Origin of the sequence: Castellaniella hirudinis, assembly GCF_047468865.1 — a bacterium.
Classification (GTDB): Bacteria; Pseudomonadota; Gammaproteobacteria; order Burkholderiales; family Burkholderiaceae_B; genus Castellaniella; species Castellaniella hirudinis_A.
The window spans coordinates 102693-124511 of sequence record NZ_JBLGTV010000005.1 but is presented as its reverse complement, the minus strand read 5'-3'; the positions used below and the strand labels follow the sequence as shown (position 1 = coordinate 124511).

At 57.8% G+C, this 21819-nt stretch carries 18 protein-coding genes and 2 pseudogenes; 12 read left to right on the top strand and 8 right to left on the bottom strand.

Features of this window, described 5'->3' with window-relative positions:
* Nucleotides 1–102 precede the first annotated feature (102 nt).
* The 8 genes from ACMHYJ_RS08635 to ACMHYJ_RS08600 all read left to right on the top strand — a co-directional run bounded on the left by ACMHYJ_RS08635 (nucleotide 103) and on the right by ACMHYJ_RS08600 (nucleotide 7903).
* Complete coding sequence (locus ACMHYJ_RS08635) at nucleotides 103–351, top strand: DUF2933 domain-containing protein (protein WP_269360377.1); 249 nt, start codon at nucleotides 103–105, stop codon at nucleotides 349–351.
* A gap of 12 nt (nucleotides 352–363) precedes the next feature.
* Entirely contained in the window at nucleotides 364–2334 is a 1971-nt protein-coding gene (gene dsbD / locus ACMHYJ_RS08630) for a protein-disulfide reductase DsbD (protein WP_269360376.1), read from the top strand.
* Between the two features lie 136 nt (nucleotides 2335–2470).
* On the top strand, nucleotides 2471–3052 hold the full coding sequence (locus ACMHYJ_RS08625) for a M23 family metallopeptidase (protein ID WP_269360375.1): 582 nt from the start codon (nucleotides 2471–2473) through the stop codon (nucleotides 3050–3052).
* A gap of 254 nt (nucleotides 3053–3306) precedes the next feature.
* Nucleotides 3307–5145, top strand: a complete 1839-nt coding sequence (locus ACMHYJ_RS08620) for a copper resistance system multicopper oxidase (protein WP_269360383.1) — start codon at nucleotides 3307–3309, stop codon at nucleotides 5143–5145.
* A complete protein-coding gene (locus ACMHYJ_RS08615; protein ID WP_407932668.1) occupies nucleotides 5142–6350 on the top strand; it encodes a copper resistance protein B in 1209 nt (402 codons plus the stop codon). Before ACMHYJ_RS08620 ends, ACMHYJ_RS08615 begins: the two co-directional genes overlap by 4 nt.
* Nucleotides 6351–6426: 76 nt before the next feature.
* Nucleotides 6427–6936 (top strand): cupredoxin family protein, encoded by a 510-nt coding sequence (locus ACMHYJ_RS08610; protein ID WP_269360374.1) that lies wholly within the window; start codon nucleotides 6427–6429, stop codon nucleotides 6934–6936.
* Between the two features lie 4 nt (nucleotides 6937–6940).
* Nucleotides 6941–7420, top strand: a complete 480-nt coding sequence (locus ACMHYJ_RS08605) for a c-type cytochrome (RefSeq protein ID WP_269360373.1) — start codon at nucleotides 6941–6943, stop codon at nucleotides 7418–7420.
* Between the two features lie 66 nt (nucleotides 7421–7486).
* The gene (locus tag ACMHYJ_RS08600) at nucleotides 7487–7903 is read left to right on the top strand and encodes a DUF411 domain-containing protein (protein WP_269360371.1); all 417 of its coding nucleotides are present in this window, start codon (nucleotides 7487–7489) and stop codon (nucleotides 7901–7903) included.
* A gap of 17 nt (nucleotides 7904–7920) precedes the next feature.
* Here ACMHYJ_RS08600 and ACMHYJ_RS08595 read toward each other — a convergent pair whose 3' ends face one another.
* Complete coding sequence (locus ACMHYJ_RS08595) at nucleotides 7921–10170, bottom strand: heavy metal translocating P-type ATPase (RefSeq protein WP_407932667.1); 2250 nt, start codon at nucleotides 10168–10170, stop codon at nucleotides 7921–7923.
* Between the two features lie 449 nt (nucleotides 10171–10619).
* On the opposite strand from ACMHYJ_RS08595, the pseudogene ACMHYJ_RS08590 reads away from it, so the two are divergent.
* The 3 genes and pseudogenes from ACMHYJ_RS08590 to mobF form a co-directional block, all read left to right on the top strand.
* Nucleotides 10620–10745, top strand: a pseudogene (locus tag ACMHYJ_RS08590) (LysR family transcriptional regulator); the annotation flags it as partial.
* 49 nt (nucleotides 10746–10794) lie between these two features.
* Nucleotides 10795–11321 (top strand): annotated as a pseudogene (locus tag ACMHYJ_RS08585) (IS3 family transposase); the annotation flags it as partial.
* Nucleotides 11322–12538: 1217 nt separating this feature from the next.
* Nucleotides 12539–15436: a MobF family relaxase gene (gene mobF / locus ACMHYJ_RS08580; RefSeq protein ID WP_368644364.1), complete on the top strand. Its 2898-nt coding sequence runs from the start codon at nucleotides 12539–12541 to the stop codon at nucleotides 15434–15436.
* A gap of 226 nt (nucleotides 15437–15662) precedes the next feature.
* On the opposite strand, the gene ACMHYJ_RS08575 is transcribed toward mobF, so the two are convergent.
* The 7 genes from ACMHYJ_RS08575 to ACMHYJ_RS08545 all read right to left on the bottom strand — a co-directional run bounded on the left by ACMHYJ_RS08575 (nucleotide 15663) and on the right by ACMHYJ_RS08545 (nucleotide 20865).
* Complete coding sequence (locus ACMHYJ_RS08575) at nucleotides 15663–16196, bottom strand: hypothetical protein (protein ID WP_368644365.1); 534 nt, start codon at nucleotides 16194–16196, stop codon at nucleotides 15663–15665.
* A gap of 830 nt (nucleotides 16197–17026) precedes the next feature.
* Nucleotides 17027–17494, bottom strand: a complete 468-nt coding sequence (gene ssb / locus ACMHYJ_RS08570; RefSeq protein ID WP_414245796.1) for a single-stranded DNA-binding protein — start codon at nucleotides 17492–17494, stop codon at nucleotides 17027–17029.
* A 72-nt stretch (nucleotides 17495–17566) separates the two neighbouring features.
* Nucleotides 17567–18373, bottom strand: coding sequence for a DUF3560 domain-containing protein (locus tag ACMHYJ_RS08565; protein ID WP_414245795.1), 807 nt, complete (start codon nucleotides 18371–18373; stop codon nucleotides 17567–17569).
* Nucleotides 18374–18976: 603 nt separating this feature from the next.
* Nucleotides 18977–19507, bottom strand: coding sequence for a JAB domain-containing protein (locus ACMHYJ_RS08560; RefSeq protein WP_346952964.1), 531 nt, complete (start codon nucleotides 19505–19507; stop codon nucleotides 18977–18979).
* Between the two features lie 487 nt (nucleotides 19508–19994).
* Complete coding sequence (locus tag ACMHYJ_RS08555; protein ID WP_346952965.1) at nucleotides 19995–20219, bottom strand: GDCCVxC domain-containing (seleno)protein; 225 nt, start codon at nucleotides 20217–20219, stop codon at nucleotides 19995–19997.
* Between the two features lie 7 nt (nucleotides 20220–20226).
* Complete coding sequence (merP, locus tag ACMHYJ_RS08550; protein ID WP_414245794.1) at nucleotides 20227–20505, bottom strand: mercury resistance system periplasmic binding protein MerP; 279 nt, start codon at nucleotides 20503–20505, stop codon at nucleotides 20227–20229.
* Between the two features lie 12 nt (nucleotides 20506–20517).
* The gene (locus tag ACMHYJ_RS08545) at nucleotides 20518–20865 is read right to left on the bottom strand and encodes a mercuric transporter MerT family protein (protein ID WP_346952967.1); all 348 of its coding nucleotides are present in this window, start codon (nucleotides 20863–20865) and stop codon (nucleotides 20518–20520) included.
* Nucleotides 20866–20944: 79 nt separating this feature from the next.
* Here ACMHYJ_RS08545 and merR point away from each other — a divergent pair, with 79 nt between their 5' ends.
* Nucleotides 20945–21433 carry an Hg(II)-responsive transcriptional regulator gene (gene merR / locus ACMHYJ_RS08540; RefSeq protein ID WP_346952968.1) on the top strand — a complete coding sequence of 163 codons (489 nt, stop codon included), beginning with the start codon at nucleotides 20945–20947 and terminating at the stop codon, nucleotides 21431–21433.
* The last annotated feature ends 386 nt before the right edge of the window (nucleotides 21434–21819 follow it).

Genomic DNA, 21819 nt, shown 5'->3' with positions numbered 1-21819 from the left:
CGCCTGACAGGTATGGATCGCTATAGTGGTGTCATCGTTGGATATGTAAATTAGCTCTGGCGAGCATTCAGGCAACAGGAGTTTCGAGAAATGAAATGCGATATGAAGACCATGTTGAAAGGTGGCCTAGGGCTGGCTGTGCTGGTTGCGTTGGTTTACGCGACGTTACCGACCGCGCGTGAGTGGATTGTCGCCGCAAGCCCCTTTTTATTCTTCTTGATCTGTCCGTTGATGATGCTCTTCATGATGAAGGGAATGCAATCATGTCATTCCGAGCATAGCGGAAAGAAAAACGAACCCGCGCCTACGCCGGTTCGTGAATCGACTACTAAAACTAAACATTTCGGATGATGAGTAGTTGAAGTGACATCGATCCGTTTTTTATTAACCATGCTGGTGCTGACACTGGCATGGTTGCTTGGCGTTGGTGCCGCACAGTCCTTTGAAATGTCGGCGGGTTCCACGAGTGTTGTGGCATCGGTGCCTACCTCTTCAGCCAGAGGCGTCTTCGATTCGCTACGAGGCTGGTTTGGTGGCGAGAATTCCGACCAGGAGTTGTTGCCGCCGGACGAAGCGTTCAAATCGTTCGCAAGCGCAAGCGATCCCAATACGCTGGTCGTCACGTTGGTAGCAGCCGAGGGCTACTATCTTTATAGGGATCGAATTACCTTCGATCTGCAAGACTCGTCGCCGGACGTCTCGATCAAGGGCGTTGCGCTACTTCCCGGGCAGATCAAGGACGACCCCACTTTCGGGCAGGTCGAGGTGTATTACGGATCCGTCCAGATTCCAATTACGTTGAATAGAAGCAGTGGGTCGGCAGTCAACTCGCTGGATCTACGAGCTTCTTATCAGGGCTGTAACGATCCGACCGGCGTTTGCTACCCCCCGATAGAGAAAACACTGTCTGTGGCGCTCGTGGACACCAGCCAACTCCCTGCCGCTCCAGATAGCGCTATTGTTGTTGCGTCAGAGCAAAGTGGGACGAGCAACAGCATTCAGCAGAGTGCCATCAAGGCTCCTGTATCGGAGACAAGCCTTGTAGGAGAACTGTTCGCCAAAGATAATGCATGGGCTCTCATTGCTGCATTCTTTGGCTTTGGGCTGGTATTAGCGTTTACTCCCTGCATGCTGCCCATGATACCGATCTTGTCGGGACTGATTATTGGACAAGGGCGCTCCATGAGCCGCCGCCATGCCTTCGGTCTTTCCTCGGTCTACGTGCTGTCGATGGCCGTCACCTATGCGATTGCGGGTGTGGCCGCGGGGCTGGCAGGCACGATGCTCGCGGCCTATTTGCAAAATCCATGGGTATTGGGAGCCTTCGCCGCCATCTTCGTGCTGCTCGCCCTGTCAATGTTCGACTTTTATCAGCTCCAGATACCAACTTCCATTCAAAGTCGTCTGACAAGCGCAGCCAACCAATCTGCAGGTGGAAAAGTTCTGAGTGTATTCGTGATGGGCGTATTGTCCGCCATCATCGTCGGGCCTTGCGTTGCGGCGCCGTTAGCCGGTGCGCTGCTTTACATTGGGCAGACCGGGGATGTCGTGTTGGGCGGCGTTGCGCTGTTCTCGCTAGCTATAGGAATGGGGGTTCCGCTTCTGATCTTTGGCACGACAGCGGGTGCGCTTTTACCTAAGGCTGGTCGGTGGATGAAATCCGTGCAGCACTTTTTTGGCGTCACGATGCTTGCTGTTGCCATTTACATGATTTCGCCAGTCATACCTTCCGTTGTCCATATGAGCTTATGGGCCGCTTTGCTCATCATAAGCGCGATGTACCTGAAGACGTTGGAGCCGCTGCCTGATGATTCGCCCGGATTTGCGAGGTTTGGCAAAGGGGTAGGATTCATTGCTTTAGTTTCTGGCCTCGCCATGCTCATCGGGGTGTTATCAGGGGGCAGCGATGTATTGCAGCCGTTAGCAGGCTTACGGACGGGTAGCGTTGCAGTCGCACAGACGAATGGTTCACCCGAGCTCCAGTTTAAGAAAATCACGAGTCTGGCTGATCTGGATTCGCAGGTAAAGGCAGCTTCGGGGCATTACGTCATGCTCGACTTCTGGGCCGACTGGTGCATATCGTGCAAGGAAATGGAGCGCTTCACGTTTACGGATATTCAGGTGAGAAATCGTCTCAAGGATGTCGTTTTACTTAAGGCGGACGTGACTGCGAACAATGCGGACGACCAGGCATTGCTTAAGCGTTTTGGGCTCTTTGGCCCGCCCGGAATTATCTTTTTCGATCGACAAGGAAAAGAAATCAACTTTCAAGTTGTTGGGTTCCAATCCTCAAGAAAATTTCTAAATTCTTTGAGGGCGGCGATTCCACTTTGATTTCTGTTCTTTCGATGGCGGAAAAGCGATAAGCAATAGAACGGTCATTTGACGGACAACCCCGGCATGATTCACGCCTGCTCCGAGCTACAAAAGGTGAGCCACACTATTTCAATTCAGTTATTTTCTATATGACATGCATCCTAAATTAAAAAGCTTTCTTCTCATTTTTGGTTACCTTGTGACGAATGCCGTTATGGCATCGGAAGTTAGGCAGACATCTATCGCTGAAGGCCCTGTTTACATGTTGGGTAAACACTCTCATAACCAAACTCCTCGACTTGAGGGCTTGCAAAAGATGTTTCTTGATACGCCACTTATCGAACACCTGCGTATCAATTCAGGTTTTGGCTACCGGCTTCATCCCTTATCGGGCGAGTGGGCAGGCCATCAAGGTCTTGATTTTCCAGCCCCTAAAGGTACGCCTATCCGTGCAACTGCTCGGGGGAAGATCTCCTTTATTGGAACTCAAAGCGGATATGGAAAAGTGATCTTCGTCGAGCATAATTATGGTTATTCAACGGTCTATGCGCATCAAAGTCGTTTTAAGAATGGCCTAAGAAAAGGGGTTGGGATAGAAAAAGGACAAATCATTGGGTATGTTGGTTCGACCGGAATATCCAGTGGTCCTCATTTGCATTACGAACTGCGCGTCAATAATCGGCCAGTAGATCCCATCCAAGAAAAACAACAACTGGTCTCACATGTCCAAAGATGAAGCTATGTTTGTGCGGTATGAAGGTGGAAATGAAAGTGAGGTTTTGGCTCTTTCTTCTTTGACTTGGGATAGGGCTGATCCATTGATTACAAAAAAGTAATCAACCTGTCATTAGCCTGACAGCCGCACTTGATTAAAGTTAAGTAATGGCGTCTGTCGTTTCAATCTTCGACAGGCAAATGTCAACAAAAAATCAATACACAGGATTCTCACGCGTGAAACGTCTGCCTACGCTAGCTGTTCCCGTACCGTTCATGCCTCGCCGCCGCTTTGTCCAAGGGTTGGCAGCGGGAGGTGTACTTCTTGGCCTGTCGCCTTATGCCCGAGCAGTTGGTGCGCAGTCAACTCGCACTAGCACGGGTTCCGCACAGATACTGGTCGGAACCGAATTTAATTTGGAAATTGGCGAGTCGCCCGTCAACTTTACCGGTAATCCAAGAATCGCCACGACGGTGAATGGTTCGCTACCGGCGCCCACCTTGCGTTGGCGCGAGGGCGATACGGTCACTATCCGGGTGAAAAATCGTCTGAAGGAAGCCACCTCCATCCATTGGCATGGCATCATCCTGCCGTATCAGATGGACGGCGTGCCAGGGATCAGCTTTGCGGGGATCCCGCCGGGCGAAACCTTCACGTATCGGTTCAAAGTGCAACAAAGTGGCACCTACTGGTACCACTCCCACTCGGGCATGCAGGAGGCCACCGGAGTCTATGGGGCGATCATTATCGATCCGGTGGACAGAGACCCTATACGGGCCGATCGTGAGTACGTGGTTCAGCTATCTGACTGGACCGACGAGGATCCCATGCGGGTGTTGGCCAAGCTCAAGATGCAAGGCGACTACTACAACTACAGCCAACCCACTGCCGTGGATTTCTTCCGGGACGCCTCGCAGATGGGCCTGAAGGCTGCCATCGACAAGCGCAAGATGTGGAATGAGATGCGCATGAGCCCAACGGATTTGGCCGACCTGTCTGCCAATGTGTTGACCTATCTGATGAACGGCACGACGCCCGCGGGCAACTGGACGGGTCTGTTTCAGCCAGGAGAGCGTGTGCGGTTGCGTTTCATCAATGGAGCCGCCAACACCTTCTACGATGTGCGCATTCCCGGTCTTCAATTGACTGTGGTGCAAGCCGACGGCGTCAATGTCGAGCCGGTTACCGTCGATGAGTTCCGGTTCGGTCCGGGGGAAACCTACGATGTGCTGGTGCAACCGAAAGATGATGCCTACACGGTTTTTGCACAAGCCATGGACCGTACAGGCTACGCCCGCGGGACGTTGGCCGCCCGCGCAGGCCTGGAAGCACCCGTACCAGGCCTTGACCCCGTTGAATGGCTGACCATGGCGGACATGATGGGCGCTATGGGAGCTGGCGGCATGGCGGGTATGAGTCATGGTGTGGCTGGCCAGCCTTCGATGGGTGGCATGAACCACGGCGGCATGGCCGCAATGGACCACGGCAATATGGCTGCGATGAACCATGGCGGGATGCAGGGCATGCAGGGAATGAGTCATGCAGGCATGGCCGGCATGAAGCACGGCGCCATGCCGGTGGCCGGCGCCAGCGCCCAGGTGCGCCATGCCAGAACGGAATACGGGCCGAGCATCGATATGCGGGTAGACATGCCGCGCACCAACCTGGACGACCCAGGCATCGGCTTGCGCAGTAGTGGCCGACGCGTATTGACACTGTCCGATCTGCATACCGTGGGTGGGCCAATGGATTCGCGCGGCGCAGAGCGTGAAATCGAGCTGCACCTGACTGGAAATATGGAGCGCTACGCCTGGTCATTCGACGGGGTGGAGTACGGAAAATCGACGCCGGTTCATTTCAGCTATGGCGAACGGGTCAGAGTCATATTGCACAACGACACCATGATGACGCACCCCATGCACTTGCACGGTATGTGGAGTGAGTTAGAGACACCGGACGGACAGTTCCAGGCCAGGCGGCACACGATTCCGGTGCAGCCGGCTCAGCGGATCAGCTTCTTGGTGACGGCGGATGCCCTTGGGCGCTGGGCATGGCATTGCCATCTGATGTTGCACATGGACGCGGGGATGTTCCGCGAAGTGGTGGTGGCATGAAGAATATGAACAATCCGTTAGGCATTCTGGTTATGAATAGTCAATTGAAGAAGAAGTTTCTTGCGGCGACCATCATTACAGCGGGGATGACGCCCATGCTTGCCTACGCGCAGGCAGATGGGGGTCATACCGGCCACGCGTCGGAATCCTCAAAGGCTACCAATACGCCGGTGACGGCTCCAGGCATGAATCACGGTTCGATGAACATGCCCGGCATGGATCATGGTTCGATGGATATGTCGGGCATGAATCACGGTTCGATGGGCATGCCCGGCATGAACCATGGTGCAGAGCAAGCTCCAGCACAAGGTCATGACGCTATGAAGGCGCCGACGAAGCAGGCTGAAACAAGCAAAGGTTCTTCCGCCATGTCGGGGATGACGCACGGCCAGCCGAGCTCCAGTGCACCAGCCTCCGTCCACAATATGGACGCCATGGATCACGGCGATATGCAAATGCAAGGCGGTTCGGCACCGCCGGATGCCCGTGACCCGAATGCGTATTCCGATGGTTACGTGCGCAATGCGGGCAAGTATGCGTTGCCACCCTCAGAAAAGTTGGTCATGTCCGACATGCACAACTTCGGTTCGGTGAGTTTCGACCGGCTGGAGTACGTCAGGGCACGAGGCGAGGAATGGGCTGCCTATGAAGGTGAGGCGTGGTATGGCAGTACCTATAACCGTGCCGTGATCAAGGCTGAAGGCGAAGTGGCGAGCGGCAAGCTGCAAGAGTCCAAGACGCAATTACTGTGGCGTCATGCGGTGTCAACATTCTGGGACACAGAGCTGGGTGTGCGTTTCGATCATGGTCAAGGAGCGCCAAACCGGGAATGGTTGGCATTCGGCTTCAAAGGACTGGCGCCTTACTGGTTTGAAGTTGATGCTACCGCTTATGTTGGCCCGAGCGGCCGCACTGCTCTGGGGTTAAAGGCGGAATACGACATCTTGCTGACTCAAAAGCTCTACATTCAACCGAGCGTGGAAATGAATTTTTATGGCAAGGACGATGAGCGCTGGGGCATTGGCAGCGGCTTGACAGACGGCACGGCGGGCTTGCGCCTTAAGTACGAAGTCACGCGTCAGTTTGTCCCGTACATTGGCGTTGAATGGTCCAGTAAATTCGGGAAAACAGCGGATTATGCGCGAGCAGCAGGCGACTCCAAGCAGGAAACCCGTTTTGTGGCCGGCTTGAGCTTTCGATTTTGATGCCGCCTTATACCTTTTCACATGGGCGGCTTAAAACGGCTGCCTGCCAAAACAATCTCTTCAATAGACTACTCACATGAAAAAACCCCTTTCTATTTTGGTTTTGAGCATACTTCCTGCCTTCGCACTTGCAGCGGGCAACCATGCTGGCGGGCATGGCGCACCGGCGCATGGTATGCCTGGTCACGACATGTCTACGATGTCCAAGGCATCTTCGCCAACAGGCCAACCGGGCGACCCAGCCAAAGTCACCCGAACCGTTGAGTTGACGATGGACGACACCATGCGGTTTACGCCTGATGAGATCCAGGTAAGTGCCGGGGAGACCGTTCGTTTCTTTATCAAAAATACCGGCAAGATTCCCCATGAAATGGTGATCGGATCCCTTGCCGAACTGAAGGCTCATGCGGCTGAAATGAAAAAAATGTCGGGGATGCAGCATACCGAGCCGAATATGATTACATTGGGCCCCGGCAAAATCGGCGGCCTGGTATGGCAGTTCGATCAGGCGGGCACTGTGGATTTTGCCTGCCTGATACCGGGCCATATGGAGGCCGGGATGCTCGGCAAGGTAAAGGTCAGTTGATCCAATGTCCCAGAAGAAGTTGATCTTTGGGGTGGCGGGCGTCGTCGTCGTCATCATCGGCGCGGCTGCCATCCTTTACAGTACGATGCGGCCAACAGGCTCGGCATTCATTGACCCTGCGGATCAGTCTCTGGTGATTCAAGGTAAGGCGATCTATGCGAAAAATTGCGCGGCTTGCCATGGCGAGTCGCTGCAAGGGCAGCCCAGCTGGCGCGAGCGCATGGCCAATGGCCGGTTGCCCGCGCCGCCGCACGATAAGACAGGCCATACTTGGCATCATCCCGATGTGATGTTGATCGATATGGTGAAAAACGGTTTGGTTCCAGGCAAGACGGCACCACCTGGTTACCAGAGTGATATGCCCGCGTATGGTGCGGTGCTGACCGATGAGGAAATCATTGCAGTGTTGGCTTATATCAAGAGCACTTGGCCACCCAAGGTCTTGCAGGCCCAAAAAGAAGTGACTATGCAACGGCGCGATTAGAGCAGTACCCGCCATTGCGGTGCTTGCGACCATCCAATCAACCTATTCGATCACGGAGCTTTGCTCATGAGAATCTGGCTAACCGCTGCCGCTTTGGCGGCAGCTTCTACTTTTGCACATGCGAGTCAGAACGTCATCACCGTTTATCAGGATCCCAACTGTGGCTGCTGTTCGGGCTGGGTCGAGCATATGCGGGACGCTGGCTTTGAGGTAAAGGCCATCAAGACGACCGGCATGGTTTCGATCAAGCAAAAACTTGGCGTGCCGATGAACCTTAGTTCGTGTCACACGGGCGTCGTGGACAGTACAGGGCAGATCATTGAGGGGCATGTGCCTGCCCGCGCCGTGCATAAGCTCTTGGCGGACTCCTCGGTCAAGGGCGTTTCCGCCCCTGGCATGCCTTTGAACTCTCCTGGAATGGGTATGCTCGACGGCAACCTCGTTACCGTCGATTTTTCCGGTAAACCCTTTTCCAGGGATTAGCGCTTACCGGAGGCCTCTTATACCGATTTTCGCAGCCTGAGAGCGTTAAACACCACCGATGCCGAACTCAAACTCATCGCCAGGGCGGCGAACATCGGGGAAAGCAGCAGGCCTACGAACGGATACAGGACCCCGGCGGCCAGCGGCACACCCAGCGCGTTATAAATGAACGCAAAACCCAGGTTCTGCTTCATATTGCCAATCGTTTTTTCGGACAAGTGGCGGGCAATGGAGATGCCGCGCAAGTCGCCTTTGACGAGCGTGACTTGGGCGCTATTCATGGCGACGTCAGTGCCGGTGCCCATGGCAATGCCTACATCCGCCTTGGCCAGGGCAGGAGCATCATTGATGCCGTCGCCCGCCATGGCAACAATCCGGCCTTGCGTCTGAAGCTTGCTGACAAGCTCCAGCTTGTCAGCCGGCTTGACTTCACCGTGCACCTCATCGATACCCAACTGTTGCGCCACAGCGTTGGCGGTGGCGACACCGTCACCCGTGGCCATGATGACGCGAATGCCAGCGTTCTGCAGTTCTCGCACGGCTTCTGGTGTGCTTTGTTTGATCGGATCCGAGACGGCCAGCAAGCCGAGCAAGCGACTGTCCGCCGCCAAGTACATGACGCTCGCGCCTTGGGTGCGTAATGATTCGGCGGTATCGGCCATGACGCCGGCATCCACCCCTTCCTGATCCATCAGCGCGGTGTTGCCCAGGATGAGGCGTTTGCCGTCCACCTTCCCGCGCACGCCGATGCCGCTGCCGGATTCGAAGTCGTTGACGGCGCTGAGGCGCAGCCCGCGCCCGCGCGCGGCGTCGACGATCGCGTCGGCGAGCGGATGCTCGCTGCCCTGGTCCAGGCTTGCCGCCAGTCGCAGCACTTCGTCGGCGGGCAGGTCGCCGGCGGGAACAGCTTGCTCGAATGCCGGGCGCCCCTCGGTCAGGGTGCCTGTCTTGTCGACGATCAGGGTATCGACCTTGCGGAGGTTCTCGATGGCTGCCGCGTCGCGAAACAGCACGCCTTGCGTGGCGCCACGGCCGGTGGCCACCATGATGGACATGGGCGTAGCCAGTCCCAGGGCGCAGGGGCAAGCGATAATGAGCACGGCGACGGCGTTGATCAAGCCATACACCCAGCTGGGTTGCGGGCCCACCAGTCCCCAGACAATCAGGGTAAGAATGGCAATCGCCACAACCGCCATCACGAAGTAGCCGGCCACCTGATCCGCCATGCGCTGCATTGGCGCACGAGAGCGCTGCGCCTGAGCGACGAGCTGAACAATTTGCGAAAGCACGGTGGCCGAGCCGACTTTTTCAGCCCTGATCACTAGGGCGCCGGAGGTATTCATGGTCGCACCAATCACCTTGTCGCCGGGGCGTTTGCTGACCGGCAACGGTTCGCCGGTGAGCATGGATTCATCCAGGGAACTGGCGCCTTCTTCCACCATTCCATCGACAGGCACTTTCTCACCGGGACGCACCCGCAAGCGGTCGCCTTCGTGGACATGGGCAAGGGGGATGTCTTCTTCCGTACCGTCCGCGTTGATTCGGCGGGCTGTTTTCGGAGCGAGTCCCAGCAACGATTTGATGGCCGCGGAGGTCTGGGAGCGCGCGCGCAGTTCGAGCATCTGGCCAAATAACGTGAGCGAGATGATGACCACCGCCGCTTCGAAGTAGACGGCGATCCGGCCCATGGACATGAAGGTTTCCGGGAAGACTTCCGGTGTTACCGTAGCAACAACGCTGTAGATGAAGGCTGCGGCTGTACCTAGACCAATCAGCGTCCACATATTGGGGCTGCGGTTGATGACCGATTGCCAGCCCCTTATAAAAAATGGCTGGCCGGCCCACAGTACCACTGGAATCGACAACACCAGCTCAATCCATGTTTGGGTGGCCATGCTGAACCAGCCGAGTTGGGGGCCGAACATGGCCAGTACTGTCACGACGACCGTGAAGGGCAAGGTCCACCAGAAGCGCCGCGAAAAATCCTTCAGCTCTGGGTTGTCGTCTTCCAGGGTGGGCATCAGTGGTTCTAGCGCCATGCCGCATTTCGGACAGCTTCCGGGATGGTCTTGCCGGATTTCTGGATGCATGGGGCAGGTATAGATCGTGCCGGGCGCGGCTTCTTGAGAAGTGGCTTCGTCCTTCCTTTGCGGGGCGATGAACTTTTCAGGATCGTGCTTGAATTTTTCCAGACACTTCGTGCTGCAAAAATGGAAATGCCTGCCTGCATGCTCAAGGTGATTGGGCGAATCTTTTGTGACGTGCATGCCACATACGGGATCCGTCAGCCCGGAGGCATGGCCGGATGATTCTGCGTGGTGGTGCTTATGTCCCGAAGGTGAGCTTGTATTTGTCACAATGGCCTCTGCTGCAAGACTGGACGACGGAGTCACGAAGCCGACAGCGCCCCATGATGTACGTATACTCATTACATCATGCCATATGAAACTTGATTTGCCCTGACAATTCGATTACTCATCAATTACATTTTTGTCATTTTCGGATAAATGGTTGTCCTTCTGATAGCTTACGTAGTATTGGGTTGAATCAATATTATTTATGCCATTATTTTCAATTTCAAATGGATGTAAGAGGAGCGCTTGACGATGCCACTGACCTATCATGACGCACTCCGCATGATGTTGCACAGGCTTTGGTGCATTGATTGCGTCATGTTGATAGCTTCCGCCAGTGTTAAGGTTCTAAGTGAGGTTCGATGGAATTTCGACACCTACGCTGCTTTATAGCGGTAGCAGAGGAATTGCACTTTGGGCGTGCTGCAGAACGATTGCATATTGAGCAATCCCCCTTGTCTCGAACAATTAGGGAGTTTAAAGTGGACCCCGAAATCGAGACAGCGGTTTAAGCTGTAATCCGAGGAGGAAAGCAGCGTGACAGAGGTTAAGAAACGCAAGGTTCACAGCGCAGAATTCAAGGCGAAGGTGGGCATGGAAGCGATCCGCGGGGAGAAGACGCTCAACGAAATAGGACAACAGTACGGTGTGCATCCCGTGGTGGTCAGCCAGTGGAAGAAGGCAATCCAGGAACAGGCAGCCACGCTGTTTGCCAGCAAGCGTGGCCCAAAGCCTGCAGAGCACGCCGACGAGGACCGCTTGTACAGCGAGATCGGGCGCCTGAAGATGGAATTGGATTGGCTCAAAAAAAAGTCCGGACTATGAACGCAGACGTACGGATGAACTGGGTCATGCAGGACACGTCCCTGTCGATTACTCGCCAGTGAGAGCTCGCGCAGGTGCCCCGGGCAACTTTCTATGGCCGCAGGCCCGCCAATCTGGCCAGTGATGAAGACTTGCTGTACATGCGGCTGATCGACGAGGAGTACACCCGCCACCCGTTCTACGGCAGCCGCCGCATGGTGGTATTTCTGCAGCGTGGGGGCCACGAAGTGAACCGCAAACATTGCCCGTCGTGTGACGAAACTATCAAAATCGGCTTTCCAAACCATCCGCTCAAGTTTCTTGACATCCACTGTTTTGCCAGTCTTTGTGGTCGCTGAGGGACCTTTCCAATGTCCAATGAGCGCTCAATAATCGAAATTATATTTCTCGCTATATCGGAAAGGCTGAGATGATTCGTTAGCATTAGCTCGACTAGGTTGTACTTGTCACCACCGAGCTCGAATGATTCCTGAGTTAAAGGGGCATTCTGCATTAACCTCTTGAACGCGGAAAATTGGCGCCACCTGGTAGCTAGCGGCATGGACGAAAATTGTTGTTCAAGAGCCGCCCGATATAATGGTACGCTTACCTGCAATGACTTAGTTTCACGCATCGCGGCATTGACTTTATCACTCACAATTTCGGAGACTGACCGCTTTTCGAACCCAGGCAATAGTTCAAAAAGCACGCTAATGGTTCCATCCTCGTAAAGCCGGATCATTGGAGTACAAAGAGAGTACGCGTCATCACCATCTAAGCGGATTGCTACAGGGCTGACCTGGATTCTCACACTATCCACCGGAAACGAGGATGCGCCATTCGAAAACTTGCTATCAGAGTTCAGAAGGTGGAGCGCCTTCCATACACCCATTGTTGCTGCGTCAGTTGGATGGCATGCCAAGAATTTCTCAAGGCCAATAATTGAACTTCCTTGTCCATCTAATGATTGCTCTATCAGCAGCTTGTCGCAGGTGACCGAACGCTCCGACCGGTAATAGAGCGCACCTCGACTGCAGAGCGCAAAGTTGAACGCATCGGATTGGACCAGTATGCGGCATGCACGTTCTAAGTCAACGCGTTCGGAAATCTTCGAAGAGTAGAGGAAACAAATATTGCCGTTGTATCTATGCTCGGGCGATCGACGACGTTTCAAAAAACTCTGCATACTCATTTTTGAACTCTATAAATCATTGGTCTTCATTATCCTAATTTGCGCTAGTAAAGTTGCTCACTTCTGGGCCAATATGCAAAGTTTTGTTATCTATAGAGTCTCTAAAGAAACATACCTCAGCTGAGGAGGCTGTGTCTGCTCCTGGCCGATAGCTGACCGTGTTAATCCACAGCTCCTGTGGAAAACCCTGTGTAATCCCCTTGCCCTTCCCGCCAACAGCCAGCATCGGCGCACCTTTCGCGTCTGCTGGCTAATCTTTTACCACCCCCACTTTCCGGAGCACCCATGATCTCGCATAGCCAGATCTATCGGGCCCGTGCGGCCCTTGCGACCCACTACTATGCCGATCAGGCCGACGACTATTACAGCCGAGACGGCAGCGCTGCGACCTGGCAAGGCGAAGGTGCCCGGCGCCTGGGCGCAGTCGGTGTCATCGATCCCGCCCGGTTCAAAGCTATGCTGCAGGGTGATTTTGGCCACGGCATCACGGCCAGTCAATCCGTGCGCAAGGACGCCAAGGCCCGCGCGGCGCTGGATCTGACCTTCGGTGCCCCCAAAAGCATCACGTTGCAGGCACTCATCGGTGGCGACGAGCGCCTGATCCGGGCGAACGATGATGCCGTGGCCACGGCCCTGACTTACGTCGAACAGCACTTGGCCATGGGCCGCAGGAAGGAAAACGGCAAGTCGCGGGTGGAGCATACGGGCAATCTCATCATTGCCAAGTTTCGCCACGAAACGGCCCGGCCCACGGAAGACGCTGCACCGGACCCGCATCTGCACGTCCACGCGCTGCTCATGAACCTGACGCAGCGGGCCGACGGTCAGTGGGTGGCACTGTCCAACGAACAGATTTTCCAACTCCTGCGCGTCACGGACTCTATCTACCAGGCGACGCTGGAGCGCAATGTCCGGGCGCTGGGCTATGACGTGCGCCACGAGAAGAACCATATCGAGCTTGCCCATATCAACCGGGAGCAGATCGAATTCTTCAGCAAGCGCAGCGCGGGCATCACGGCGGAGCTGGCCGCACGCGGCACCAGCCGCGACCAGGCCCCACACGCCCTGCGCCAGGGCATCACCCTCGCCCACCGGCAGGAGAAGACCCAGGCTTACAGCCGAGCCGAGCTGCAGCAGGAATGGCAGGCAACTGCCCGCGCCATCGGCATGCGGTTTGACCCGACAGGCCTGCAGGCGACCATCCAGCCACGGCAGGACACCAGCAAGGCCTCTAATCTGGTGGCCCAGGCATCGCTGGACTGGGCGATCCAGCACCTGGCCGAGCGCGAATCCGTCATGCCGCTGGCTGATCTGCTGCAAAGCGCCGTGCGCCACGCGGGCGGTCATACGGATATCACCGCCATCCAGTCGGCCATCCAGACCCACGTACGGGCAGGGACACTGATCCAGGAAGCCCCACACTACCGCAGCACGCAGGACATGAAGGATGCGCCCATGACCCGAGACGGCTGGGCCGCCGAAGTCGTGCACCTGCGCGGGACTTCGCATGAATCCGCCCTGCAGTTGGTCGATCAGGCCATCACCCAAGGGCGGCTCTTGATGGAAAGCCCCCGCTACGCCACGCGCAAGGCCTATGAGGCCGAATCCCGGATCCTGACAGCTGAAGCCAGCGGCCGCCGCGCCTGGCAGGCTCCCATCGCCAGCACCGCAGCCGAAGCCGGGTTGGATGAGCGCCTGACCCCAGGGCAGCGCGAAGCCGTGATGCTGATTGCCAGCGACACCGATCAGATCAGCGGCATCCAGGGCTTGGCCGGGACCGGCAAGTCTTTCGCGCTGCAAAACGCCCAGACCATCCTGCAGCAACAGGGCCACAGTCTGGTGGCACTTGCACCCTATGGCGGCATGGTTCGCAATCTGCGCAAGGACGGCGTCCCGGCCAATACCGTGGCCTCGGTGCTCTCCGCCCGCGACAAGCGGCCCTTCACCAGCCAGCTGGGCCCGCAGACCGTGGTGGTGATCGACGAGGCCGGGGTCGTGCCCGTGCGCCAGATGGACAAGCTCCTGGCGCTCATCCAGCCTACCGGCGCGAAGGTGGTGCTGCTGGGTGACACAGCCCAGACCAAGGCCATCGAGGCCGGCCGCGCCTTTGCCATGCTGCAGGAACACGGCATGAAGACCGTACTCATGGGCGACATCCAGCGCCAACGATCCGAACGGCTGCGCCATGCTGTGCAGCTGGCCGCCCATGGCCAGGCCAGCCGCTCCCTGCCCTTGCTGGATCGGGTGCTGACCATCCCGGATCAGTTCAGCATCGATGAGCATGGTCAGAAAACGCGCGATTGTTCTGCGCGGTATGAAGCCATCGCCCAGGCCTATATGGAGCTGCCCGCCGATCAACAAGCCAGCACGATCGTCGTGACCGGCACCAATGCCTCGCGCCAGGCGATCAATGCCCGCATCCACGCCCTGCGCGGCCTGGAAGGCAAGGGCCAGCGCTGCCAGCTGCTGGCCCGCCACGACACCACTCGGGCTGAGCGCAGTGTCTCCCGGTACTACACCGTGGGTGATATCGTCGTGCCCGAACGCGATTACCAGTGCGGCCTGAAACGCGGCGAGCTGTACTGGGTAACCGGTAGCCCACGTCATGACCGCATCACGGTGCAGGCGGTGAACCCTGGCGCATCAAAACCTGAGCCCATCGAGATCATCCCCCGCACCATGAGCAAGCTCTCGGTCTATCACCTGAACGAATCGGAACTGTCCATGGGCGACCAGGTGCGCATCACGCGCAACTATGCCCAACACGACCTGGTCAACGGCCAGCTGGCGCGGGTCGTCGCCATCGAGGCCAGCACCGTCACCATTGAAACTGGCAGCAGAAGCATCACGCTGCCCACCGATCAACCGCTGCATCTGGACTATGCCTACACCACCACGGCGCATAGCGCCCAGGGTCTGACCTGCGACCGGGTGCTGTACAACGCGGAAAGTTTCAGCCGCACCACGGCCCAGGATACCTACTACGTCAGCATCTCGCGCGAGCGGCATGAGGTTGTGGTGTTCACGGATGATGCCGACAAACTGCCAGAACGGGTGGATCGGCTGGGGGTCAAGGGGCTGGCGCATGACATCGGCGGGCTACACCACGATCTACCGATTCATGGCACAGCTGAAGCAGAGATCCAGCCAGCAGAACCGGATCAGGAATTGGCGTGGCAGTAAACTTGTACTTGCTGCCCAATCCCAGCAAGCCGCCATACTCATGTCGCCATACTCATTGACAGCCAGGCAGCAACTTGAGACAATACGACCAACGCAATAGCTGGTGAGCCCATAGGGCAAAAGCGTTGACTGCCACGCAAGTGGTTCCGCCCAGTGCGGAGGTAACAGACGCCAGACTACGGGGCCCCACTTGTTGGGGCCTTCGCTTTTGTGGGCTCCGCTGCACCTATCTGGGCTTTCTGGGCCTCTGCCCTCGAAGCACACTGCCCAGAAGCACATTGAATCCCACCTTGCCTTTGCCCGGATCCGGCTTTCCGGTACTGAGTACATACGCGCTCTGCACGACCAGCAGGACGCTATCGATTCCCTGCTCCCTCCAGGCTTTCACATTGAAGAACACTGCATACCGGATGGACTGGCCATCTACCGTGGGCAGGTCCACGGTCACATAGTTGTCGTCCTTGGCAAAGCCACAGCGCCGTACACCCAGCGTTCGAACAATCTTGGGCAGTTCTCTGGAAAGCTGATAGCGCTCCAGTGAAAATGTGCGGGTCTCGCGGTCGTCGGCATAACGGTTGCCTGGGTCATCATCGCTCTCGCTCTTGCGGGTGAAGCAGTGCATGCCAAATCCCACATGAACCAGAACCACCCGCGCCGGTAAACCCGCCTTGGCCTCCAGAGTGACTTCATATCTGAAGGGATGCAGATGACTCAGCCCGAATACCTGGCCTGCCCCATCCACATGAGGCTTCCATCGCATGACTCCCGCGTTCCAATTGACTGACACGTAGACTGACCAATTCTGTGCTGTGGACCAGGCGCAAAGGATACAGACTTGCGCTCAATCCGGATACCCACCAACCAAGCCTTGCCGCCATTTCCAAGACGGCCATCGGGATCCAGAATTCAGCGAAACCATCAGAACTAACCGTAGGGGGATGAAATACCGACCATCCGTATTCAGACTGTCTGCCGGATGCCCTTATAACGCTTTTAGGACGTATTCTGCTTGCCTTCGCCATGCCCTGCGCCTGTCACCCTGCCGTCTCGCTCTTGCCTCCCACCTGTATCCGCAGCGTATCCAGCATGGCTCTGAAATGAAACTTCTTGTCTCGGCCGAAATGTCTACGCGCCATTCGGCCACAGTCGTGGCCGCCGTTCTTCCCGCTGGATCAATGGCTTGCGCCATTCCAGTGCCCTATCTGTCCTACATCGCCAACACAGGCCCGTTTCCAGCAAGCCATTGATCCACAAAGCCTTTCCCCACCCCGCCAGGGGTGCGTCATGTGTGGGACGTTTAAGGCCACAAATGAGCGCAGCGAATTTGGGGACTGAACGGCCCAGCCTGGCCGGGAACCGGACAGGCAGCGTCACGGCACAGGGCCCCAGGCGAAGCCGGGGAACGGGGCCATACATATCAGCACCAGGCAGGCCACAGGATGCACAGGCGGATCCAGGATGGCCACCACCAGGCCCACCAGCAGCAGCCCACAAAAACCAACAGCCAGAACGCAACAAGGCCCGGGCAAAGCCGGGCCAAGATGCCATGCAGGACCGGCCGGGATCATCCAGCCGAGGTCATGCAGTCTCTCAAAACGGAATATCCGACTCCTCCAGCGCGGCGGATCCAGCCGTAGGGGCCGAAGCCGGAACCTGCCCGCTACGTCCCTTCGCCCGGCCTGCCGCAGTCGCTGCCTTCGCTTCTCCCGCCTGGCCGTCATCCCGTCCGCCCAGCATCTGCATCTGGTCGGCGATGATCTCGGTGCTGTAGCGGTCGGTGCCGCTCTCCTTGTCCTGCCATTTGCGGGTCTTCAGGCGCCCTTCCACAAACACGGTGCGGCCCTTCTTCAGGTATTCGCCTGCGATCTCGGCCAGGCGGCCGTAAAACACGATGCGGTGCCATTCGGTTTCTTCGCGGCGCTCGCCGCTGGCCTTGTCGCGCCAGGTGCTGGTGGTGGCAATCGACACGTTGCAGACGGCGGCGCCGTCCGGGGTGTAGCGGATCTCTGGATCCTTGCCCAGGTTGCCGATGAGGGTGGCGCGGTTCAGTGATGCCATGGTGATTCTCCTATGATTAAAGTCTGGGTTGATGCCCCCAGGCCGAAATCCGGCCCAGGGCGAATAAGCTGATCAGGCCTGGTTCAATGCGTCCAAGTGGCGGATCACGTCCTTGGCGGCCCATTGGGCGTTACCGGTCAGCTGGCGGACCCAGGCGCTGCGCATCGGGCTCCAGCGAAAGCCGCAGCGTTTGAGCACGTCGCGGGTGTCCTTGGCCGGTTTGCTGTCAAACAGGAACATGGCGCGGTTTTCCTGCGGATCCTCGCGGTAGGTGTAGCCGTCTCCTGCCTGCTCGGTCTCGGTGCGCTCGGTGGCGTCTTCCAGCTCCTTGATACGGGCCATGATGCGGTGGATGTTGGCGTTGTTGTTCTGCAGCTGATACGGCGCAAAGCCGACCCGACCGGCATAGTCAGGCGTCACCAGCTCGCGGGCGCGTTCCGCATAGGTCAGGCCGGATTCCACCAGGGCGGCCACCTGCGCATCAGCCCCAGCCTTCGCGTGGCGGCGCAAAATGGCGTTGATCGCCTTCATCGTTTCCTGAATGGCCTGCAGGCTGGCGAGCTTGGCCTGCAGTTTCTCGATGGCAGCCGGGTCGTCGCTGGAAATCCCGCCCTTGCCTACCGATGCGGCCTTTCTGGCGTAGTGCTCGGCCTTCTTCTGCAACTCGACGGACTGTTCAAAACCTCGGCTGATCCGTTCCCGATAGCGGCGGTCGCGGCCTTCGGAATAGTGCCCCACCAGGATGGGCTGGCCCATGGGGATGGCATCAGCCATGCGGCTGGCCTGGGATGCGACCGCATCCGACTGTGCGTGTGCCTGCCCCGCACGTTCTTCATAGCGGGCCTTGCGGGCTGCCTGTTTGGCTTCATAGGTGTTCATGGTCTGATTCTCCAAAACAAAAGTTGAACTGCTTTTTCAGCTGACCGGATCCGAAGATTCTTGAGCCGGAACGTCAATCCGCCGTGTGGGGTTGACGCTGGTTTCCCGGTCTTGCCGCCGTCTTCCGTGAGTTCCGTCGCCGTGCCGATCTGGACCACGCAGCGCCGAGCGGAAAGGGGCAGGCACGCAAGCCGCAGCCCGAAGCCGAAGGCGCAGGGACCGGGTGAGTACCTGGCAACGCGCACCCCTTGCAGCGAGAAGCGAAAGTGGTACACGTCGGCGTTTCAGGCGGCGGGAGTCACGGAAGATGGGATCACGGCCCGATCCAGACGATGACCCCACGCGGCAGCCGCGCGGCGAGCGCCACTAGCCCCGCACCCTCGGGGCTCTGACTGGGCCATGGCCCGCATTCCAGCAGTGACCTTTGCCAGCGGCACCAGACGACAAGGCCGACTGGGGCACCCTGACCCGGTCGGCCTTGTTGCTTCATCCGTATCTGGCAAAACCGACTTCTCCCGGCTCCTGCTTCATGATCAGCCGATCATGCTCACATCCCCGCCTGCAGTCGGGCGGGGCGGATCCCCCGCCCTGCCCTGGTTCCTCCTACACTTGCCCGCGTTCGGCCAGCGATGTGGTCTCTGTTGCACTCACCACGATATGGTCCAGTATCCGGACATCGATCAGAGCCAGCGCCTGTTTCAGTTGCCGTGTCAGATGCACGTCGGCAGCGCTGGGTTCCGCGATCCCTGATGGATGGTTATGTGCCATGAAAAGCGCAGCCGCATTCAGGCGGAGTGCCGTTTTGACGATCTCGCGCGGGTAGATGTTCGCCTGGCTCAGCGTCCCCATGGCCTGTTCGATGTAGCGGATAGGCCGCAGCTGTGCATCCAGGTATAGGAAAGCGGCGCATTCGTGGCCAAGCCCGGCCAGTTTGGACTGAAAAAATGACCTTACCCGCTGGGGGTTACCCAGTGCATTGTCCATGGAAATCAGGCTAACGGCGGCTTCGCGGCCTGCCGCCAGAATCTGGCTATCCGTGGCAGGCTTGTAGCGTCCGCTGGGGCTGCGCACATACAAGGGGTGTGCGTCGTTCATGTTGTCATAGCTCAGCGCGGCGGTGCTGTTCGTGTTCATGAGTGCTTTCTCCTTTCGGGGTTAACCGGCTACCGGGGCCGAAGATTCCGAGCCTTTCGTAGGTTTTGCGGTGTCCGCAGACCTACCTCTGGCCCGGAGTGCCACCGTTGCCGTGAGTTCGTCGCCTTGCCGCGCTGGATTACGAAGGGACGACCGGAAAGGGGCGGGCACGCAAGCCGCAGCCCGAAGGAGAACGAAGAGAAACGAAGGGACCGGGTGAGTACCCGACAACGCGCACCCCTTGCAGAAAGGAGCACAGTGATACAGTCGGCGTTTTGGGCGGCGAGATCAGGGCAATGGCTGCCCGCGCCCGTGGGAATGGACTGCGGATGCCGGCCGCGCGGCGAGCGCTGCTACCGGACGAAGGACGGTCCGACTTAATGCGCTGTGATATGTGTCCCGCCGCTCACCTGGCATCTCCGTAGGAAGGCCAAGCAAGACACGAGCGAGAAAACCGACGACGGCTGACGATGAGAGTAAAGCTGCCTTACGTTTGCGCGCAACTACAACTATTGCGACTCGCCTGTATGGGCGGACAAGGCACATCCCCCCAAGAACAGAACACACAGCAGTCGCCCGGCTTGGGCCGCAGCAACGCCTCGCATTGACTGCACCGGTAGAAGAAGAGGCACGCATCGGTAGGCATAGTTTCCTTCTGACGGTGGCCGCAACGCGGACAGGCAAGGACGGATTCGAGGATCACGTTATTCATGGTGAGATCACTTCTTCTGCACTGTGGACGGGTAGCCCACGTTGGTCGTGGCAGTAGTCAGCGCCGTGAGTTGCGCCTTGTCCGGGTCGTAGGTGACGGTAGCGGTTTTCTTCGCATAGTCGACTTTGACAACACTCACCCCCGGCACCTTTTTCAACGCCGCCTTGACCGTGATCGGGCAGGTCTCGCAGGTCATGCGCTGCACATCAAGTGTTACCGTTTCGGGGGTAGCGGCGAGTGTCGTCGCAGACAGAGCCAAGAGCGCGACCAGCAGCAACTTGCGCATAGGAATCTCCTTTCAGTAGAACAGTGGAGCGAACCACGGAACGGCCAATAGGCCAAGCAGCAACGCGGTGACAAGCCAGAACACTCGCCGCTGCCGCAAGCGCACGTTCGGACTGCAGCAGGAGGCGCCCGGTGAGCAAACCGCCGGCAGCAGATAGAGTCTGCAAAACGCAAGCGCGAGAAACAGCAGCGTGAGGCCAATGAAGACGGGCCGGTACGGCTCCATCGCCGTAAGGTTTCCCACCCAGGCTCCCCCTGCGCCAAGTGCAAGCAGTATGAGCGGGCCCACGCAGCACACCGACGCGCCAACGGCCGCCAAAGTACCTGCCATCAGAGAACCTCTGCCAGTGAATCGTGCCATGCCATTTCCTTGCACCTATCTGCTCAGGTGCTACTCTAAATCCCGTACCGAGGTACGAAGTCAAGCGAGGGAGAAACGGATGGCGGCAGCACTGACAATCGGCAAGCTGGCAAAGGCGGCTGAGGTGAACGTGGAGACGATCCGCTACTACCAGCGGCGTGGCCTGCTGGATGAGCCTCCGAAACCACCCGGTGGCCAGCGACGCTACCCGGCCGAGCAGGTCAAGCGGGTGCGTTTCATCAAGCGCGCACAGGCGCTGGGGTTCACGCTATCGGAGATTGGCACACTGCTTGCGCTGGACGCAGCCCGCGTTTGCCACGACACGCGCGCACTCGCCGCTCACAAGCTCACGTCGATCGAGCAGAAGATGGCGGACCTCGCCGCTATGCGGCGAGTGCTGGACGATCTGGTGCAGCAGTGCGATGCGGGAGGTGGCGGAGCCGAGTGTCCGATTATCGACGCGCTGGCGGAAGAATCACAGCCACTGGAAAGAACGCAGGACTCGCAGGCCCTTGTTGACCTTCCCATTGTGAAAAGGTTTAAAGTGACGAGGTTGGGGTCAAGGTGATTTTCTTGCAATAACCCAGCCTCAAAGGGTCACCCACATGCTCACGAGAACAAGTCATACGAAGCGCCTTCTTATTGCCCTCGCGGCAATGCTGAGCCTGCTGTTCGTGCAGCTGGCTTCAGCAGCGTACGGATGTCCGCCGACGTTCACGGGTGACGCTGGGTCAATGCCCAACATGCAGACGGCGTACGCAGACTGCACACAGATTGATGCGGCACTGCCAAGTCTGTGCGCAGTGCAGGTGAGTGCCAGCAGCAACGTCCCTCTCGTTCACAAACTCAAGGCCTTCCCGCACGCCGCAGGCTTGTGGAGCATTGGCCTTCTTGGTGCCCCTTCTGGCGCCTTCGCTGCAACGCCATCCGTTCAGCCTCCCCCCGGCCTGTTCA

Coding starts and splice junctions, on each gene's coding strand:
- ACMHYJ_RS08615 (WP_407932668.1), top strand. CDS start 5,142: ATGAAGAATATGAACAATCCGTTAGGCATTCTGGTTATGAATAGTCAA.
- ACMHYJ_RS08545 (WP_346952967.1), bottom strand. CDS start 20,865: ATGGCACGATTCACTGGCAGAGGTTCTCTGATGGCAGGTACTTTGGCG.
- ACMHYJ_RS08610 (WP_269360374.1), top strand. CDS start 6,427: ATGAAAAAACCCCTTTCTATTTTGGTTTTGAGCATACTTCCTGCCTTC.
- ACMHYJ_RS08600 (WP_269360371.1), top strand. CDS start 7,487: ATGAGAATCTGGCTAACCGCTGCCGCTTTGGCGGCAGCTTCTACTTTT.
- mobF (WP_368644364.1), top strand. CDS start 12,539: ATGATCTCGCATAGCCAGATCTATCGGGCCCGTGCGGCCCTTGCGACC.
- ACMHYJ_RS08635 (WP_269360377.1), top strand. CDS start 103: ATGAAGACCATGTTGAAAGGTGGCCTAGGGCTGGCTGTGCTGGTTGCG.
- ACMHYJ_RS08625 (WP_269360375.1), top strand. CDS start 2,471: ATGCATCCTAAATTAAAAAGCTTTCTTCTCATTTTTGGTTACCTTGTG.
- merP (WP_414245794.1), bottom strand. CDS start 20,505: ATGCGCAAGTTGCTGCTGGTCGCGCTCTTGGCTCTGTCTGCGACGACA.
- ACMHYJ_RS08605 (WP_269360373.1), top strand. CDS start 6,941: ATGTCCCAGAAGAAGTTGATCTTTGGGGTGGCGGGCGTCGTCGTCGTC.
- ACMHYJ_RS08560 (WP_346952964.1), bottom strand. CDS start 19,507: ATGAACACGAACAGCACCGCCGCGCTGAGCTATGACAACATGAACGAC.
- ACMHYJ_RS08565 (WP_414245795.1), bottom strand. CDS start 18,373: ATGAACACCTATGAAGCCAAACAGGCAGCCCGCAAGGCCCGCTATGAA.
- merR (WP_346952968.1), top strand. CDS start 20,945: ATGGCGGCAGCACTGACAATCGGCAAGCTGGCAAAGGCGGCTGAGGTG.
- ssb (WP_414245796.1), bottom strand. CDS start 17,494: ATGGCATCACTGAACCGCGCCACCCTCATCGGCAACCTGGGCAAGGAT.
- ACMHYJ_RS08555 (WP_346952965.1), bottom strand. CDS start 20,219: ATGAATAACGTGATCCTCGAATCCGTCCTTGCCTGTCCGCGTTGCGGC.
- ACMHYJ_RS08595 (WP_407932667.1), bottom strand. CDS start 10,170: ATGCACGTCACAAAAGATTCGCCCAATCACCTTGAGCATGCAGGCAGG.
- ACMHYJ_RS08620 (WP_269360383.1), top strand. CDS start 3,307: ATGCCTCGCCGCCGCTTTGTCCAAGGGTTGGCAGCGGGAGGTGTACTT.
- ACMHYJ_RS08575 (WP_368644365.1), bottom strand. CDS start 16,196: ATGCGATGGAAGCCTCATGTGGATGGGGCAGGCCAGGTATTCGGGCTG.